The 18180-nt window shown below is 64.0% G+C and carries 18 protein-coding genes; 7 read left to right on the forward strand and 11 right to left on the reverse strand.

Annotated elements, in window-relative coordinates; genetic code table 11:
• The first annotated feature begins 349 nt into the window (after positions 1–349).
• The 3 genes from AB7245_RS17135 to AB7245_RS17145 all read left to right on the forward strand — a co-directional run bounded on the left by AB7245_RS17135 (position 350) and on the right by AB7245_RS17145 (position 2331).
• Positions 350–1189: an AraC family transcriptional regulator gene (locus AB7245_RS17135; RefSeq protein WP_085401735.1), complete on the forward strand. Its 840-nt coding sequence runs from the start codon at positions 350–352 to the stop codon at positions 1187–1189.
• Entirely contained in the window at positions 1186–1395 is a 210-nt protein-coding gene (locus AB7245_RS17140) for a hypothetical protein (RefSeq protein ID WP_085401734.1), read from the forward strand. The genes AB7245_RS17135 and AB7245_RS17140 overlap by 4 nt, the downstream gene beginning before the upstream one ends.
• 69 nt (positions 1396–1464) lie before the next feature.
• A complete protein-coding gene (locus AB7245_RS17145) occupies positions 1465–2331 on the forward strand; it encodes a PhzF family phenazine biosynthesis protein (RefSeq protein ID WP_085401733.1) in 867 nt (288 codons plus the stop codon).
• A gap of 63 nt (positions 2332–2394) precedes the next feature.
• Here AB7245_RS17145 and AB7245_RS17150 read toward each other — a convergent pair whose 3' ends face one another.
• From AB7245_RS17150 to AB7245_RS17195, 10 genes are all read right to left on the reverse strand, one after another.
• Entirely contained in the window at positions 2395–3126 is a 732-nt protein-coding gene (locus tag AB7245_RS17150) for a YoaK family protein (RefSeq protein WP_085401732.1), read from the reverse strand.
• Between the two features lie 52 nt (positions 3127–3178).
• The gene (locus AB7245_RS17155; protein ID WP_439034446.1) at positions 3179–3961 is read right to left on the reverse strand and encodes a 3-hydroxybutyrate dehydrogenase; all 783 of its coding nucleotides are present in this window, start codon (positions 3959–3961) and stop codon (positions 3179–3181) included.
• Positions 3962–3995: 34 nt separating this feature from the next.
• Entirely contained in the window at positions 3996–5612 is a 1617-nt protein-coding gene (locus AB7245_RS17160) for an MDR family MFS transporter (RefSeq protein ID WP_135215364.1), read from the reverse strand.
• 83 nt (positions 5613–5695) lie between these two features.
• Positions 5696–6844, reverse strand: a complete 1149-nt coding sequence (locus AB7245_RS17165) for an HlyD family secretion protein (RefSeq protein ID WP_085401729.1) — start codon at positions 6842–6844, stop codon at positions 5696–5698.
• A 32-nt stretch (positions 6845–6876) separates the two neighbouring features.
• A complete protein-coding gene (locus AB7245_RS17170) occupies positions 6877–8052 on the reverse strand; it encodes a DUF3734 domain-containing protein (RefSeq protein ID WP_085401728.1) in 1176 nt (391 codons plus the stop codon).
• Positions 8053–8085: 33 nt separating this feature from the next.
• Positions 8086–8883, reverse strand: a complete 798-nt coding sequence (locus AB7245_RS17175; RefSeq protein WP_085401773.1) for an acetoacetate decarboxylase — start codon at positions 8881–8883, stop codon at positions 8086–8088.
• A gap of 79 nt (positions 8884–8962) precedes the next feature.
• Positions 8963–10168 (reverse strand): NAD(P)/FAD-dependent oxidoreductase, encoded by a 1206-nt coding sequence (locus AB7245_RS17180; protein ID WP_085401727.1) that lies wholly within the window; start codon positions 10166–10168, stop codon positions 8963–8965.
• 116 nt (positions 10169–10284) lie between these two features.
• Entirely contained in the window at positions 10285–10578 is a 294-nt protein-coding gene (locus tag AB7245_RS17185) for a hypothetical protein (protein ID WP_085401726.1), read from the reverse strand.
• A gap of 101 nt (positions 10579–10679) precedes the next feature.
• Complete coding sequence (locus AB7245_RS17190; protein ID WP_244623229.1) at positions 10680–11630, reverse strand: helix-turn-helix transcriptional regulator; 951 nt, start codon at positions 11628–11630, stop codon at positions 10680–10682.
• 52 nt (positions 11631–11682) lie between these two features.
• Complete coding sequence (locus tag AB7245_RS17195) at positions 11683–12636, reverse strand: helix-turn-helix domain-containing protein (protein ID WP_439034447.1); 954 nt, start codon at positions 12634–12636, stop codon at positions 11683–11685.
• Positions 12637–13085: 449 nt separating this feature from the next.
• Here AB7245_RS17195 and AB7245_RS17200 point away from each other — a divergent pair, with 449 nt between their 5' ends.
• Positions 13086–14015, forward strand: coding sequence for a helix-turn-helix domain-containing protein (locus AB7245_RS17200; RefSeq protein WP_085401723.1), 930 nt, complete (start codon positions 13086–13088; stop codon positions 14013–14015).
• 8 nt (positions 14016–14023) lie between these two features.
• On the opposite strand, the gene AB7245_RS17205 is transcribed toward AB7245_RS17200, so the two are convergent.
• Complete coding sequence (locus AB7245_RS17205; protein WP_085401722.1) at positions 14024–14947, reverse strand: catalase; 924 nt, start codon at positions 14945–14947, stop codon at positions 14024–14026.
• A 445-nt stretch (positions 14948–15392) separates the two neighbouring features.
• On the opposite strand from AB7245_RS17205, the gene AB7245_RS17210 reads away from it, so the two are divergent.
• The 3 genes from AB7245_RS17210 to AB7245_RS17220 are packed head-to-tail and all read left to right on the forward strand — an operon-like array spanning position 15393 to position 18174.
• Positions 15393–16343 carry a PDR/VanB family oxidoreductase gene (locus AB7245_RS17210; RefSeq protein ID WP_085401721.1) on the forward strand — a complete coding sequence of 317 codons (951 nt, stop codon included), beginning with the start codon at positions 15393–15395 and terminating at the stop codon, positions 16341–16343.
• A 17-nt stretch (positions 16344–16360) separates the two neighbouring features.
• Complete coding sequence (locus AB7245_RS17215) at positions 16361–17701, forward strand: Rieske 2Fe-2S domain-containing protein (protein ID WP_135215363.1); 1341 nt, start codon at positions 16361–16363, stop codon at positions 17699–17701.
• On the forward strand, positions 17698–18174 hold the full coding sequence (locus tag AB7245_RS17220; protein WP_085401719.1) for an aromatic-ring-hydroxylating dioxygenase subunit beta: 477 nt from the start codon (positions 17698–17700) through the stop codon (positions 18172–18174). The genes AB7245_RS17215 and AB7245_RS17220 overlap by 4 nt, the downstream gene beginning before the upstream one ends.
• Positions 18175–18180 lie beyond the last annotated feature (6 nt).

Consider the following 18180-nt stretch of genomic DNA (forward strand, 5'->3'; position numbering starts at 1 on the left):
GGCAACATGATTTTCGTGCTCTCTTGAAAGACGTTGCCGCGGTTCGATCCCGCGCGCGTGCCGATGAGGCACATTCCCCGGCAAAAACGGGGTTTTGCGTGAGTTTCCGACCATTGGCGAGCGCGTCAACATACCGCAGGGCGAGACCAGTTCCGCCATCGCGGCGAACGGGACGTCCGCGCGGCCGGCGACGCCACGGTCATACCTAGGTATGACGCGATCAACCCGAGAACCTATCCGGTGCACCCGCGCGTAGAATGGAGCGCGGGGACCGCCGAACTACTCTGCTCCCACATTCGGACGAGCCATTGGGTCTCGCCGGATCGAAAATGGGACAAGGAGTTCGACGATGTCGCTACAGATGTCACACCCGCTAGGCGCGAAGGATCATGTCGTCGGCTCGATCGGCGTCTCGGCCATCGATGGTTGCCAGTCCGGGCTTGCGGAACGTCCCGATCGCGCCGGCGAAAAGGCGATGACGCTGTCCCTCGTTCACCTCGATGTGGCCCTGGCCATCGAGACGCCCCCGCCGGGCGTGCGGAGATGCGCCGGCGACGGGCCCAGCTTCAGGGTATCGGCGAAACGCCTCGCGCGCATTTCCGTCGAGACCGATCGGGAGGCCGGTGCAGGCGAGTTCCCGGACCCGGTGATGCGAAGCCTCTCCGATGCGCTCGCGGCAACCGAAGCGGCCCATCATCCTCACTCCGCCATCCTTGCGGACGCCTTGCGTCTTGCCATCCTGACCCGCAGAGCCAGCCGGCCGACGGCCGTCGCGCGCAACGAGACCCATCAGGCCGACGAGCGGTGCCGGTCTGTGCGGTCATTGCAAAAATGGCGCCTGAAGCGCGTGCTGCAATATGTCGACGAGAATTTGGCTGGCAAGATCACCTTGCAGCATCTGGCGGCGGTCGCCGGCCTCAGCCGCATGCACTTTGCCGCGCAGTTCCGCGCGGCCGTCGGCATGCGGCCTCACGACTTTCTGCTGAAGCGGCGGATCGAACGCGCCCAGGAACTGCTGAGGCGCGCCGACGTCTCGCTGGTCGACGTTGCCTTGACCGTCGGATTCCAGACCCAGGCGCATTTCACGACGGTATTCAAGCGTTTCGCCGGCGATACGCCTTATCAATGGAGGAGCGCCTACCTTGCGCAATTCCTGCCGCTGCCTCGCGCCGAAGTTGGGCCGTCATGAGCAGTGTTGGCATTGAGGCCCTGATGCTGCCGCTGGCCGGCATTCACCTGGCTATGACGCACCATGAAGTCACGGGCGTGCTGGAGATCGCCCGTGCTCTCGGTAACTCCTATCGCCTGGCATCTTCAGATCCGGGATCCGGCGCTCTCTATGGCCGGTTCATTTTCGATTTCTGCCGAACCATCGTCACGGTGCTCGCGCGATAGCCTCGAGCCCTTTACAAGCGGGGCAGGTCAAGCGTTAACACTGCGATGGCAAACCGCAGAGCGAGAGTCATGAGAGCCTACAAAGTCGTCGACGCTTTCTCCTCCAAACCCTTCCTGGGAAACCCCGTCGCAGTCGTCCGTGATGCCGAGGGGCTGGCGACGGCCGAAATGCAGGCAATTGCCCGCTGGACGAACCTGTCGGAAACGACATTTCTCTTGCCGCCCACGAGTTCCGAGGCGGACTACCGCCTGCGCATTTTTACCCCCCGCAGCGAACTGCCGTTTGCCGGGCATCCGACGCTCGGCAGCGCCCATGCCGTGTTGGAGGCAGGCCGCGTGATGCCCCGGGGCGGTCGTCTCGTCCAGGAATGCGGTGTCGGGCTGGTGCGGATTGCCGTGGAGGGCGACGGCGCGGAGAGGCGTCTGACGCTTGCGTTGCCGCCGGCGAAGGTCACGGCTCTTTCAGCCGCAGACGTCGACGAATTGGAGGCAGTCATCGGGCATCGGATCGTTCGCGAGGTGGCTCCAGCGATCGTGGATGTCGGGGCCGTCTGGGTCGTCGCGCAACTTGCCGACGCGGACAGTGTGCTCGCGCTGACCCCAGACTTCCGGCGCTCGGCTGCCTTCGAGAAGCGGCTCGGTGTGACCGGGCTCTCGCTTTTTGGCCGTCACGCTGATGGCGAGGCGGCTATCGAGGTGCGTTCTTTTGCACCATCATGCGGCGTCGAGGAGGACCCGGTATGCGGCAGTGGAAACGGCGCCATCGCCGTGTTCCATCGCGACCGCGGTCTCCTCAAGGCCGGGACGAGCTACACGGCGGCGCAGGGGCGCTGCGTCGGGCGCGATGGCCGCATCGCCTTGGCGATCGAAGCGGACGGCGAGATCAGCGTTGGCGGCGCTTGCGTTACGTGCGTGGATGGCAGGATTGCCGATTAAGCCACAGGTCGATGGTCGATCATGCCGCGCTTCGGCTGCGGTATGCATATTGAGTCAGACCCGCTAACGCACCGCGACCGCGACGGCAGACAAGGCTGCCGGAAGGGACCAGGCCCAGTCTCCCAGTACTGAAACAGCCGCCGCGGCGGCGACACAGCCGAAGATGAAGCCGAGCAAGCGATGGAGCGAGCGACCCAGCGGCGTTGAATCATGCGGCAGCAGAGGGGTGCGTGGAGCGAGCAGGTCCATCGCCGACAAGACGGCATTGGCCAGATTGCCGGTCATCACCGCCGTCGAGATCGCGCCCGGCAGAGCGAGGCGAAGGAGCGCGTACTGGCAGGCCATGGCCGACACGGCGATCATCGCGGCCGCGCCGGCCCGGGATCCAGCCGCATCGGCAGACGGCCTTGTGATGACGCTGAAGATCAACAACGCGGCCAGCACGAGGAACTGAACCCGAAGCAACAGTCGCGCCAGGCTCGAACCGTGCCGGCCGGAAGCTTGGGCGATCAGCCAGACGGTCGCCAGGGTCAGCATGAAGACGGGAATCGCCAACAACTGTGCCCAATGAAACGAGCCGCCATCGATGGCAACGACGGCGGCCAGCACGATATTGCCGGTCACGTGAGCCGTGAAGATATGACCCAGCGTGAAGAAGCCGGTGAAGTCGACCATTCCGGCGATGATGCTGAGCAGCGGTGGCAGCCGCGCCTCCAGGCGCGACAGCTCCGCTGCGTCATCCGCTGAATCCGCGGACCTTTGCAGCACGATGAGGTCTCTGGCGAGCAGGGACATCTTTGGCTACTCCGATGCTGGCCGTTCGCATGGGCCGCTCACTGACCGCCGGCTACTGTGCCGTCCATCCGCCATCGACCGCGATCGCGGTGCCCGTGATCTGGTTCGCCGCAGGCGAGCACAGGAAGGCCACGGTGCCTCCAAGCTGCTCCGGAGAGACGAACTCGGATGACGGTTGTTTCTCGCCCAGGAGTGCCTTGGCGGCGTCCTTTTGACTGATGTTTTTCTCTGCGGCGATGTCGCTGATCTGCTTTTCGACCAAGGGCGTCCGCACCCAGCCGGGACAGACTGCGTTGCAGGTCACGCCGCTGCCGGCGGTCTCCAGGCCAACCACCTTGGTCAGGCCGATCAACCCGTGCTTGGCGGCGACGTAGGCCGCCTTGTGCGTCGAAGCGACGAGGCCGTGGGTTGAGGCGATGTTGACGATCCGGCCCCAGTGCTGCTTCTTCATCTGGGGCACTGCCGCCGCGATGCCGTGAAACGCGGCCGACAGGTTGATGTCCAGGATCGCATGCCACTTGGCCGACGGAAATTCTTCCACCGGCGCGGTGAACTGGATGCCGGCATTGTTCACGAGGATGTCGAGGCGTCCGAACGTCTCGATTGTCGCGGCGATCAATCGGCGCACGGCATCGCCCTTCGACATATCAGCGCCATCGTAGACTACGCGCACGCCGTGCTCGCGCTCGATCCCGCTGCGGATGGCTTCGATCTCGCCGGGGTCGCCGAAGCCGTTCAACACGAGGTTGACGCGGAGCCTAGCCAACTCTCTGGCGATTCCGAGCCCGATACCGCTGGTCGATCCGGTGACGATAGCGACCTTATCCTTCAACATGGGAGTTCCTTTCGACGTCAGGTGGGGTGGGGGACTAGTGGGTCCCGCCGGCCTCGATCTGGCCGGGCTTCTTCAGCATCATGGAGGCGGCGAGTGCGACGATCAGCGCGACACCGAGCAGGTAGAACATGTCGCCGAAAGCCAGGATGAAAGCCTGCTTCTGCACGATCTTGCCGATCGCGACATAGGCGCGGTGAGCGGCGTCGATGCGATCGGTCACGCCGTGGTTCATGAAATACTGCGTCAGCTTCTCGAGCCTGGCTTGTGTGGCCTGCTCCAGCAGCGAGACCGACTGCGTCAGCACGTTGGAGTGATATTGCTCGCGCTTGGTGAGCAGCGTCTGCAGCAGCGCGATGCCGACGGCGCCGCCGAGGTTACGCATCATGTTGAACAGGCCCGAGGCCGAACCCGCGTTCTCCGCCTCGATGCCCGATGTCGCGACAGCGGACAGCGGGGCGAACACCAGTGCCTGACCGAAGGCGCGGACGACGTTCGGCCAGAAGAGCTGGTCGGTGGCGTAGTCGTTGGTCATCGAGATGTTCATGAAGTTGGAGGCTGCGAACAGCGCAAAGCCGACACCGATGATGAGCCGCGCGTCGAAGCGCCGTAACAGTTGCGGCACCAGCGGGATCAGCAACAGCTGCGGCAGCCCGGTCCACGCCAGCACCATGCCGATCTGCTCGGCGTTGTAGCCCTGGATGCGCGATAGATAGACCGGCAGGATGAAGACCGAGCCGTAGAGCGCGATGCCGAGCAGGAAATTGGCGAGGATACCGAAGCCGAAATTGCGACGCGCCAGGAGGCGGAGGTTCAGCAGCGGCTTCCTGGCCGCCAGCTCGATCCACAGGAAGGCCGACAGCGCGATCGCCGCGACAATCGACAGCTTGACGATGAACGGCGAGCCGAACCAGTCGTCCTTGTTGCCTTCCTCGAGCACGGTCTGCAGCGCGGCGAGACCGATCGCCATGGTGGCGATCCCGGCCCAATCGCCCTCGCGCAGCAGCGACAGCTTCATCGGTTGCGACTCGAGCGAGACGAACAGCAAGCCGATCATGACCGCGCCCGGCACCAGGTTGACGTAGAAGATGTACTGCCAGCCCCAGTTCTCGGTGAGATAGCCGCCGATGGTCGGCCCAATCGCGGGCGCAAAGGTCGCGGAGATCGCAAACAGCGCCAGCCCGATCGGCTGCTTCGCCTTTGGCAGCAGCGTGATGATGAGCGTGAACGCCATCGGGATCAGCACGCCACCGGTAAAGCCCTGAACGGCGCGCAACACGATCATCTGCGACAGGTTTTGCGCCAGCGCGCAGGCCGCCGAGAACACCAGGAACAACGTCGCATTGGTCAGGAGATAGATGCGGATCGAGAACGCCTGCGCGAGCCAGCCGGACAGCGGGATCACCACAATCTCGGCGATCAGGTAGGAGGTCGAGATCCAGCCGCCATCATCGATACCGGCTCCGATCGCGCCCTGGATGTCAGCCAGCGAAGCGTTGACGATCTGGATGTTGAGCACCGCCATGAAGGCGCCGAGCGTGGCGCCGGCGATGGCGATCCAGGTCTTGGCGGAGACCGCCGGAGTCGGTGTGATGACGGACCGCTCGTCTTCGCCGGCGGGCACGGCATCGATGGCCGGTTGCAGTGTGGTCATGGTTGTCTGCTCGTCGCTTGCGAGAGAAGCATTGCCTGAGCGGACTGTCCGGGAGGAGACAACCGCCAGGGACGCGTGTTCATTCAACTGCGAGGCTCGGGGCGCTGCGATGCGAGACGCTTTTTGCTTTCGCGTTCGGCGATCGCCGCCGATCTGGTGTTGATGGTCGGCTCGGCCGACATGCCGGGACGGAGCAGGCCGGTCAGGCTGCGGTCGTCGAGGACGATTTTCACCGGCATGCGCTGGACGATCTTGGTGAAGTTGCCGGTCGCGTTGTCGGGCGGCAGCAGCGCGAACTCCAGGCCGCTTGCCGGGGACAGGCTGTCGACATGGCCCTGCAGTCTGGTGCCGCGGAAGCTGTCGATGGTCAGCTCGACGGGCTGGCCACCGCGCACATGGGTGAGCTGGGTTTCCTTGAAATTGGCGACGATGTACACGGCATCGAGCGGGACGACGGCCATCAACTGCGTACCGGCCTGGACGAATTGCCCGACCCGGAGCGAGCGCGCACCGACGGTGCCGTCGACCGGCGCGATGATGCCGGTGTAGGAGAGGTTCAATGCCGCCTGCTGCTCGACCGCGCGGGCGCGGTCGCGCTGCGCGACTGCCCTGGCGCGTTCGGTGGAGAGCACGTCGACCTTGCGCTCGGCCGCGAGCAGGCCCGACTTGGCGTGCTGCAATTGCGCGGCGGCGGCGCGCAGTGCCGCGTCGGTCTGCTGCGCGCGCTGCACCGTACCGGAGCCCGTCTTCATCAGCCCGTCGTATCGGGCCTGCTCTTCCTGCGCGAAGTTCAGATTGGCCGTGGCGGCCGCGACATCGGCCGTGCCTTGCTCGATGATCGGCTGCTGCAGGGCAAGCTGTGCATCGAGATTGCGGACAGCGGCGTCGGATGCGGCGACGTCAGCGCCGGCCTGATCGAGCGCGGCGCGGAAATCGCGATCGTCGATCTTTGCCAGCAACTGGCCGGCCTTCACCATTTCGTTGTCGCCGACCAGGACCTGCGCGATATAGCCCGACACTTTCGGCGAGATGATCGTGGAATCCGCCTTCACGTAGGCGTCGTCCGTGGTCTCCAGATAGCGGCCGATGGTGAGATAGTGGTGGCCGAACTCGGCTGCGGCGACGACGCCCAGGGCCAGTGCCAAGGCGAGGGCGGCCCGCCTGATCGCCTGCCCGGACGGCCGAAGGCTGGCTTTGGCGTCCTGCTCGGGAGCATAGGGAATGGAAGACATGGTATTCTCCGAAACGAGGTGGGCGGTGAGATTCAGTCGCGGCGATGGACGTCGTGGGTGACGATGCCGAGCTCGGGAGCCGGCGGGTCCAGGCGTCGCGGATCGGCCAGCGTGCGGCGGATATCGTCCAGTCCGCTCTGCCAGTGAGCGCGCATCGCGCTCAACCCGAACTCGTAATCCCTCGAATGGCCCTCGTGGATCTTGGTCTGATAGATCAGGTGCACGATGTTGTAGCAACGATGGCGCGCCATCTCCGCAATCGCGCGGATCTCGGGATCGTGCCTGGCGGCGTCCGGCAATTTCGCGATCGTGCGCTGCAAGGCCTGACGCATCTTCTGCATCCGCAGCACCTGGTCGGTCACGGCGCGTGTGCGGCTCGAATACTGGATGTCCTTCTGCCGGCTCGACACTTCCATCATGTCGTGGGGAACGTGGCCCTTGGCCGACCAGAGATCGATCTGGAACGTCAGCGTGTCACACGGCTCGCCGGACAGCACGCGGGATAAAGGCGTGTTCGAAACCACGCCGCCATCCCAATAGTGCTCGCCTTCGATCTCGACGGCGGGGAAGCCCGGCGGCAGCGCGCCCGATGCCATGAAATGCTTCGGTCCCAGCCGGCGCTCGGCGGTGTCGAAATAGGTCAGGTTGCCGGTGCGGACGTTGACCGCGCCGACGCTGACGCGCACGTCGCCCGAGTTCAGCCGGTCGAAGTCGACGAGCCTTTCCAGCGTCCGGTGCAGGGGGGCCGTATCGTAAAAGCTGGTCGCGGCGTCGCCCGAGAACGGTGACCAGAGCGGCGAGGGGAAGCGTGGCTTGAAGAAGCCAGGCTGGCCATGGATCAAGGCCCGCGCCGCCGCCATCGCGTTGCGTACCGAGTTGATGTCGAACGCAAACGGCAGGGCGTTGGCGAGCCCTTCGCCGGCGGGCCACTCGATCGAAAACGCGCAGATGGTTTCCCAGAACTCGCGCAACCGTGCAACACGCTCGCCTTCGGGCGAGCCCGCGATGATCGCGGCGTTGAGCGCGCCGATCGAGATGCCGGCCAGCCAGTTCGGCCGGATGCCGGCCTCGTGCAGGCCTTCATAGACTCCGGCCTGATAGGCGCCGAGTGCGCCGCCGCCTTGCAACACCAGGGCGACGACATCGTAGGGCAGCGAATTGCTCCGCTGCGGCACAGGATTGGTTTGCTCGCGCATCACGTTCAGCATTTTGAGGACTCCCGATGGTACGGATGATGTCGATCAGCCGGCATTCGCGTCGACCAGGGTTTCGGAGGATCCGCGCCGCCGCACGATTTCGCTCGAGGCCAGATAGTCGTGGACCACGGTGCCGAGCCCGAGCGTCAGGTCGGCGACGATATGCTTGGCCGAGAGCACCTGGAGCACCGGCAGTTCGGCGACGGGGGCAAGGGCGTGCGAGTACAGGTCGAGCGCTGCCGGCCCAGTCCAGGCGCCCTTCACGGTGATGTCTTCGAGATGGAAGCGCACCAGCTCGCAGATGCGCGGCGTGCCGTCGACATGCGGAATGATCTTGAGCAGGAAATTCGGTGCGGCGAGCTTTTTTGCTTCGGCCGCGGCGTCCAGGGCCCGGTGCTTGTAGCCCATCGTGCCGGTCGCGATGCGGACCGAGCCGTAGTTCAAGGTGCCGACCAGGGTGTCGGTCTCGACCTCAAGCTTCGGCTGCGCCAGCTTCTTGGGAAAGCCCCAGAGCTCGCGCCCGCCCGCAATTGGCGGATGATCGTTGAGGAACATCTGGTGGACGAAGCTGCCGGCCTTGCCCTGATAGGACACCGGAACGACCTGCCCACTTTCGGTGTAGTCGCCAAATCCGGTCGAGTCCGGCATTCGGATGAACTCATAGTTCACCACCGGTTCGGTGATTTCGAGTGGTGCGGGCACGATCCGGCGCAGTGCCTCGGGATCTGTCCGGTACTGGATGATGAAGTATTCGCGATTGATGAAGCGATAGGGGCCGGGCGGGAAAGCCGGGCTGGTCAGTGGCATGGCGAACGCGCTCGCGCGCACGGTTTCGTGTTTCATCATGGTCGGCTCCGGTTGGTATGGGGTGATCGGGCCGGGCTCGCGCACGGTCGACGCGGCCCGGTTTCGCGCGAGGCAGCTACACCTCGCCGACGTGCTCCGGATCGGCCGAGGCCAGCGCGGCCGCACGTTCCGGTCGGGGCGGATAGATCCAGACAGTATTGATCTGCTGCTTGGTCCGCTTCGCCTCGTCGCCGACGAGCTCGAGCTTCCGATCCCAGCCTCGCGTGAAGATCGCGCCGGCTTCTCCCAGATCGAGGCAGGTGGCGTAGGCCTTCTGGTGATAAGGCCTGGTCGCGACACCCAAAAGTTCGGCAGCGGCATTGTTGCCGGCAAACGCGCCCATTCGCGTGGCATGCTGGCACGACATCAGCGCGTGGTTGCCGACGTCGTCACACGCTGCTTTGGCGGCATCGCCGGTGGCAAAGACGCCGGCCACGCCCGGCACTCGCAAGTCGCGGTCGACAAGGAGGCGGCCCAGATTGTCGCGCTCGGCCGGGATCTGCGCGGTCAAAGGAGCGGCGCGCATGCCCGCGGCCCAGATCACGGTCTCCGCCTCGATGTGTTCGCCGCTGGAAAGCGTGACGCCAGACTTGTCGAGCGACGCGACACCGGTGCCGAGACGGGTCTCCACGCCAAGCTTGCGCAGCGCATCCTCAATGACGGGGCGGGAATCTGTGCCCATATCGTGAGCGATCGTACTGTTGCGATCGACGATGACGACGCGTGCCTTGGAGTTCTTGCCGAGGACCGCACGCAGCCGCGCCGGCATCTCCGTCGCCGTCTCGATACCGGTGAACCCGCCGCCGGCCACGACGACCGTATCGCGTCCGTTCCTTGCAGGCCGATCGGCCAGATCATGGAGATGCCGCTCGAGCGCAATCGCATCGTCGAGCTTGTCGACGCTGAAGGCGTGCTCGGCGATGCCGGGGATGTTCGGTCGGAAAAGCCGGCTGCCGGTGGCAACGACCAGCCGATCGTAGGAGAGAGTCTGCTTCGTGCCTTCGGCCGTGACGAGCTCGATCGCACGAGACTTGGTATCGATGGTCCCGGCGCTGCCTTGCACGTAGACGACGTCGATGGCCTTCAACACGTCTTGCAGAGGTGCCGTCAGGGTCTCGGGCTTGCTTTCGTAGAGGCGGGGCCGAACCACGAGCGTCGGCTCCGGTGCAACAAGCGCGATCTCGAGTTGTTCGGGCGAAGCGCCCTGAATGTCCCGCAGGCGCGCGGCGGAAAGTGCGGCGTACATGCCGGCAAAGCCGGCGCCGATAATGACGAGTCGCATTTGATGATCTCCTGTGGATTGAGCTTTCCGGGCATGGGCGCGTCATCGCCGCCGCCACTCTCGTGGCGGATCGTCGAGACCGATGACGCGAAGACGTGACGCGAGATCGCGAATTCTCAGGGAGAGGGGCAGCCTGGCATCGAAGCCATCGGCGGCGGCCAGCGGTGCCGAAAGAAAATTGGCTCGATGGCGTTCGGACGCCAATCGGCGTACGGGAGCTGGCCGCCATCCCTGTCGATGATGGGCATCACCGGACTTGCGTCGTGTACGGACTGCGCCGGTATTTCCACTTCCTCGCCGGTTGCCGAGGTGAAGCGAACGGCCAATGAAAGTCCGTACATGATGGCGCTTGCGGCCATCCTTCGTCGCGGCACGAGTTTGACCGGACTAACGAAGTTCTTCCAGGTCATTGTTCGTCTCCGTCTATTGGATCGAGGGCACCCTGATCATTTAGCGGAGCGGACCTGCAGTTGCGCCAGAGCGATTGCTCTGCCTGCAGAGTGATTGCTGCTTAGCGCATGCGACGTCGCCAATCGCTCGGCGTTTCTCCCGTCAATCTTCTGAACGCGGCGGCAAAGGCGGTTTGAGAGGCATAGCCAAGCTCAGCCGCCACCGTGGCGATCGGGATTTCGGTGTCGCGCAGCGTGTTCATGGCCTGCTCGAGCCGGTGCTGGCGCAGCCAGCTATGCGGCGAAAGACCGGTGCTTTCCTTGAAAGCACGACAGAAGTGGAAGCGCGACAGGCCGGCGTCCGAAGCGAGCGCCGCAAGAGAGACGTCGGAATCGCTGTCCGAACGCAAGCGTTCGATCGCGCGTCGCAGAGCTTGGGGAGCCAGCCCGCCTATGATCGGCTCGATGGCGGTCGGCTCGCCGATGTGCGCGGCCAGGATGCGCGTGGCGATGATATCGGTCAGTCGCTGCCTGAAGAGTGCATCCAGAACCGCGTTGCCCTCCAACACATCCGCCCCGCTCATCAGCAGTCCGGATGTGACAGGGTCGAGATGCCCGGTTCGCTCCAGAAGATCACCGGGAATGGGCGCGTCGGCTTCGCGGGCGACGCGTTCGAGCGTTGCGTGCGGAAGATACAGCTGGACGACATCGACAGGACCGGGAATATCCCATCTGGCGCTCGAACCAGCCGGGATGATCGTCACGACTCCGGAACGGGCCGTTCCAATCGCAACCGATTTTCCGGCGCGTCGCTCCAGGCGCTGAACGCCTGTGGGGTACGTCATGATGACGTGGTCGGTCATGGGCTCGACGACGTCGTGCAGAGCGCCGTGCTTCCAATGCGCGATGCCGCCATTGGAGGGGTCCGAGGCCATCTGGAGCGGCGCGGTCTTCAGGATGCGCGCCATCTCCACATCGGCACGCCGCCGCTCGACGTTCGGCGAGTCGCTGTGGCGCGCAACGGGTGCGGCAAGCAGAGCCCCCAAAGGATCGTGCAGGATTGGCTTGTCCATGGAGTTAGTCTCGCGTTCGGAAGGCACTTCGGGACCCGCGGAGCGATTGCTGCTAACGCACGCGTCGTCGCCAATCGCTCGGCGTTTCGCCGTTCAATCGCTTGAACGCCGCGGCGAAGGCCGTTTGCGAGGCATAACCAAGCTCTGCCGCAACCAGGGCGATCGATGTGTCGGTATCGCGGAGCAGGTTCATGGCTTGCTCGAGCCGGTATTGGCGCAGCCAGGCGTGAGGCGAGAGCCCGGTGCTTTCCTTGAATGCGCGGCAGAAGTGGAAGCGCGACAGACCGGCATCGGAGGCGAGGGCATCGAGGGAGACGTCGGTATCGCTGTCCGAGCGCAAGCGTTCGATGGCACGGGCCAGGACCTTGGGCGAAAGCCCACCGATGGTCGGCTGGAATGGGGCTTGCGAGCCGGTATGGGCAACCAGGAGACGCATCGCCAGGAGGTCGATCAACTGATGCCTGAACAGCGTGTCCAGGGCCGCATTGCTCTCCAGCGTGTTGACCGCGCTCAGGATCAATCGGGACGTAATGGGATCAGGATGCGCCGTTCGCTCCAGGAGTTCGCTCGATGTGCCGCTCGCGGCTTCGTCGGCGACGCGTTTCAGCGTTGCGTGGGGGAGATAGAGCTGAACGACGTCGACAGGCTTCGGAATATCCCATCGGGAGCTCGATCCTTCGGGAATGATGATCACAGCCCCGCGACGAAACGTTCCAATCGCAACGGACCGTCCTGAGCGCCGCTCCATGTGCTGCACCGCTCCGTTATAGGCCATGATGACGTGATGGCTCATGGGCTCGACGACGTCGTGCAAGGGTTCGTGTTTCCAGTGGGCGATCCCGGCACCGGAGGAGTCCAATGCCACGCGAAATGGTTCGGTGTGGAGCACACGCGCCATCTCGGCGTCAGCGGCAAGCCGCCCGGTCGCCGACGACTGGCCTTGGCTTGGCTCGGATGCGGCCGGAGGATTTTCACGCGCAGAATTGTGCGAGATCGGTTTGCTCATTGGACGTGCTCGTCTCAGGGGCCTTGCACTCGCGGCGCTGAGCGCGATTTGCGCGCCCGGCGTGAAGCCATCGCTTCTTTTGCGCCCGTACGGGTGCCGCAGCGCGCCGCGAGCGCTCGGTGTGGTTTTCTAGGCACGTGGGACTACGGGGTCTTTCCTGAAACCGCGGTGCTTGTCCTGATTCTGCTCAAAGCGCTCGGACGCGAGATCTTGTGATCGGCGATCCCTGGACGACTGCGGAGAATCAAGCTCACGATTTACGCATTAGATGTTGAAATCGCTTCTGAAAATGGCTTTGCCACAATCGGCCGCGGCGCCCCGTCGCAATCGCAAATCACGCCGCGACGCGACTGGACCCCCGTACTCCGAAGCGGATAATGCTACCGACCTCCAGGGCGACGGCAGTCAGATGGGTTGCCTGGTCAGAATTCCACGGATGGGTCGATCGAATGGCACTGGCGGGCACCTTCGGACAGAGGGTCAAGCGGCAGTTGAGCCTGGCGGATGCGCCGCCTTCGCTGATCACGCGGTCGCGGCGAGGCGTCGACGTTGCGGTCACCGAAACCCTGAACAGTGAGCCGGTCGAGGGTCTTTCCGGCTCGCTTGCCGACGACGCCTATCTCGTCAGCCTGAAGCTGCAGGATTATCCTGACTGCGAGCTCTGGGAGCACGGCAAGTGCTTTGCGAAGACGAATGTCAGAGCCGGTACGACCTATCTGTACGATCTCCGGCACGATCCGCGCTTCGTCATCGACAAGCCGTTCCATTCCGTCCATTTCTATCTTCCTCGTCTGACGCTCGACGGAATCGCGCGAGAAGCCCGCACGCCGCCCATTGGCGACCTCGCGTGCCGGTATGGTTTCGGCCATGACGACGAGATCATGCGCCATATCGGCGCCTTGATGTTGGAAGGACTGCGTCGTCCGGCAGAGGCCAACCAGCTCTTCATCGACCACATGATGCTCGCGTTCACGGCCCACATTGCCCAGACCTATGGCGGATGGCAGCGCGTCGCGGATGCGGCCCGGGGCGGTCTTTCCCCATGGCAGGTGAGGCGAGCCTGCGAAAGGCTCGACTCGGATCTCGGCGGGACGCTTTCACTGCAACAGATCGCGGCCGAGTTTGGTCTCTCGGTTAGCCATTTTTCCCGCGCGTTTCGAATCTCGACCGGCCTTCCGCCTCACCAGTGGCTGCTCCGCCAGCGTGTAAAGGCGGCAAAGCAGTTGATGACCCTGCGCGACCTGCCGCTGTCCGAGATTGCGATCTCGGTCGGGTTCGCCAATCAAAGCCATTTGACGAAGGTGTTCTCGGCGCAGGTGGGCGTCAGCCCGGCGGCATGGCGCCGCGAAGCGCTTGGCATCAGGGACAGCGAGACGTGATCGTCCGATCAGCGGCGCTGCGCCAGTGAACCGGCGTAGGCGGCGCGGCGCGCCGCGAAGATCTCGTCCGGCGGATAACCGATGCCCTCCGCAAGATTTGCCGGATCGAAGCCGGAAGTATCGCACGTCTCGTCCGCTTCGATCGCGGTGATCACGATCGTTCCGAGCCGTACGGCTTCCCGGCTGTCCTCATCCGGCCACCGGATCGTGACATCCTGCGTCGGGTCATCGGGACGGCCGAGCAGCGCCATCAGGCTGAACCGGATATCGCGTGTCGCGATCCTTCCTTTGAGATCGTTGTGCAGGACGTCGGCGGACGTCGTCCTGGCCTTGCCCTCGATCATCGCAAGTTCGCCACCGACCGGGACGACCTTGAATTTGATGAACTGCGTCTCGCCCTTCGAATTCGTTGCGGGGAAGGCGTGGACGGCCCAGTAGGTCGTGCCGGCAAAGCTCGGGGGAGGCGGATGCGCGGCGATGTAGTTCGCCTGACGCAGCGTTTCGGGATTGGCGGTGGAGAAGGCCTTGATCTTCTCCAGGTCCGGCCTTCCGTCGCGACCGGGCATGCGCGAGGTGAGGAATGCCAGCATTTGATCGAGCGTCCTCGCATAATGAACCGGAGCGCTCTGTGTGAGGATGTCGGAGCGATGCTCGTCGTTGCCGAGCCTGAAGCTGAAGCCGCGCAGCGTGAGATCCCTGGTCTCGGATTCGCGGGGACCGCCGTCCACCGAGAAGCGCGCCAGCACGCGCGATGGTGTTGTGAAGCTCCGCGACTTCGTGACCTCGTCGGCCCGATCCGAAGGGATGTAGGTCCCCCTGACGCAGCGGCCTTTGGCAAAGCTCGCGCGTGCCTTGGGTGGATTGCCCAGAACGGCTTTCTGAGCCTCGACAATGGAGGCGGGTGTGGCGGTGCCGCTCGGGGACAGGGACATGGCTTGGTCTTGGATTTGCTCCCCTCAACCGTTAGCGGCGTGGATGCTTCCCCGCTCCAGAGCGATTGCTGTGCTTGCAGCGCGATTGCTGTCTTCTTGCGCGGTCACCAGGGCACTGAATGCGGCGTCGGCAGGTCGTCGGCGATGGAATATCTCAGCAAAATGAATGGCTTGAGTTGAAATCTTCCCACGGCCCATGATGGATCGGGGCGGGCGCTCAAAGGCGGCGTGTGCACGGGCAGCAAAGTCCATTGAAAGCACGGCCGGCCGTTCTTCGGAGTGATCTGCTGAGGCGTGGGCAACCTCGGAGGGGCCGTGCCAACCGTCCTGCACCAACGAGACGTGCCTGGGACTGCAATCCGAGCCTGAGCCCGCGCCGGCGATTGACAGCTAATTATTACATGTCTAAAAATATGCAAATTCATATAATTCGTGAGATGCCTGAATGGACACGCATCCGCTCAAGCTCAAGGTCAGATCGTATGCCGCGGAGACGCCGTTCATACGGAGCCTTGTGTTTGGCGTGGAGGACGGCGTCGCGCCGCGATGGCAGGCGGGTGCACATATCCGCGTGGCGCTCCCGAATGGAGGCGACCGGCCGTACTCGCTGATGGCTTTGCCGGGCCTTCCCGAAGGTATGCTGGCGCTTGGGGTGCTGCGCGAGGAGGCATCGACCGGCGGCTCGCAGTTCATGCACGCGCTGAAGATCGGCGATGTCGTGAAGGCAACGGCGCCGGTCAACAATTTTCATCTGCATGAGGGAGCGGCGCCCGCGCTGCTGTTCGCCGGCGGCATCGGTGTCACGCCGATCCTGTCGATGGCGGCGAAACTCGCGGCCCGAGGAAGCCCGTATCGCTTGCACTATGCGGGCCGCACGCAAGGCCTGCTCGCGTTCCTGCCGCACCTGCAGGAGATATGCGCCAAGGGCCTGTCCATCCACTACGACAGCGACGAGTCCCGCCTGGACATCGCAGCGGCGCTCGGCGATGCCGCTGCAAACGCCCACATTTACGCCTGCGGTCCGGCCGGCATGATCGAAGCGGTGAAGGCGGTTGCGCTCGGCAGGGACATTCCGGCAGACCGTATCCACTACGAGCTCTTCAAGGCCGAGCAATCGTCCTCGGCCGACTTGCCGTTCGAGGTCGAGCTCAAATCGACCGGGCAGGTCGTCAGCGTGGCGGCCGGTCAGACCATCATCCAGGCGCTGGAGGCCGCGGGTCTCGACGTGCTCTACGACTGCCAGCGCGGCGATTGCGGCATCTGCCAGTGCGGCGTGATCGAAGGGGTGCCCGACCATCGCGACGTCATCCTCAGCGACGACGAGAAGGCGTCCAACAAGGTCATGCAGATCTGCGTATCACGCGCGAAGTCGGAACGTCTGGTGCTGGATCTCTAGGGGAGGCGAGGGACGTCATGGCGAAATACGGACAGAATGCCGACGCGATCGCGGCGCTGGTGCGCGAGGCCGAGGTGCATCGCGACGTCTATGTCGACCCCGAGATCTTCGAGCTCGAGATGGAGCACCTGTTCCCGAACAGCTGGATCTATGTCGGGCACGCGAGCCAGTTGGGAAAGCCCGGCGATTTCATCACAGCCAATATCGGCCGTCAGCCGGTGCTGGCGAGCCGCCACACCGACGGCTCCATTCACGTCTTCTACAACCGCTGTCCGCACAAGGGCGTGAAGATCGCCTCCGAGCCCTGCGGCAACACCGGAAAGTTCTTCCGCTGCCCCTATCACGCCTGGTCTTTCAAGACCGACGGCTCGCTGCTCGCGATCCCTCTGAAAAAGGGCTACGAGGGCACCGGCTTTGGCGACACGCAAGCGAATGAGGGATTGTCGAAGGTCAGGAACGTCGTGATCTATCGCGATTTCATCTTCGCCCGCCTGAGCGACGACGGCGTGTCCTTCGAGGATTATTTCGGCGAAAGCCTTTCGACCATCGACAACATGGTCGACCGCTCGCCGGAGGGGAAGCTCGCTGTCCAGGCGACGCCGATCCGCTACATGCACACCTGCAATTGGAAGATGCTGGTCGAGAACCAGACCGACACCTGCCATCCGATGGTGGCGCATGAGAGCTCGGCCGGTACCGCGGTCAAGGTCTGGAAGCGCGAGCAGGGCGATTCCACGGAGACGCCGATGGCGGTGCAGCTCTACGGTCCCTTCATGAGCCCGTACGAGTTCTACGAGCAGAGCGGCATCAGGATCTGGCCGAACGGCCACGGCCATACCGGCGTCGCCAACTCCATCCATTCCAACTATTCGGACATCGAAGGCTATGTCGGCCAGATGGTCGCGGCCTATGGCGAGGAGCGGGCGCACGAGATCCTCGGCGAGGTCAGGCACAACACCGTGTATTTCCCGAACATCATGGTCAAGGGCGCCGTGCAGATCCTGCGCAATTTCATCCCGATCGCGGTCGACAGGACGCTGGTTGAGAGCTGGGTCTATCGCCTGGTCGGCGCGCCGGACAAGCTCTACGAGCGGGCTCTGATGTACAACCGCTTCATCAACGCGCCGACCTCGATCGTCGGGCACGACGATCTCGAAATGTACGAGCGGGCGCAGGAAGGACTGAAGTCGAACGGCAACCAATGGGTCAATCTGCGGCGCCTCTACGAGAGCCATGAAGAGCAGGACGTCACGGCCGTGATCAACGGCACGTCGGAGCGACAGATGCGAAACCAGTTCCATGCCTGGTCGAAATTCATGACCATGGACATGGACAAGCGTGCCGAGGCCGCGGAATGATCGACGAGAAGGCCATCACGGACTTCATCTATCTGGAAGCCGAGCTGCTCGACACGATGCAATGGCAGGCCTGGCTCGATCTGTTTCACCCCGAAGGGCGCTACTGGATGCCGCTCGAATGGCAGCAGCAGGATCCGGTGCTCCAGCCCTCGTTGATGTACGAGGATCTGCTGCTTCTGAAGGTCCGCGTCGAGCGGCTCTCCGGCGAGCGGACCTTCAGCCAGAAGCCGAAGAGCCGTTGCCATCATCTTCTCCAGGCACCGCGGATCGTGGCGTGCGACCCGGCTGCGGGCGTCTACAAGGCGCGGACGTCCTATATCTACACCGAGACCCGCGGTGATCTGCTGGAGCGGTATTCGGGATGGGCGTCGCACGAATTCGTAGAGGTCGGCGATGCCCTGAAGATCAAGCTCAAGCGAGTCGATCTCGTCAATTTCGACGCGCCGTTCGGCAACATCCAGCTTTTCATGTGAGTACGC

This window comes from Bradyrhizobium sp. 604_D8_N2_3, assembly GCF_051810765.1.
GTDB lineage: Bacteria > Pseudomonadota > Alphaproteobacteria > Rhizobiales > Xanthobacteraceae > Bradyrhizobium > Bradyrhizobium barranii.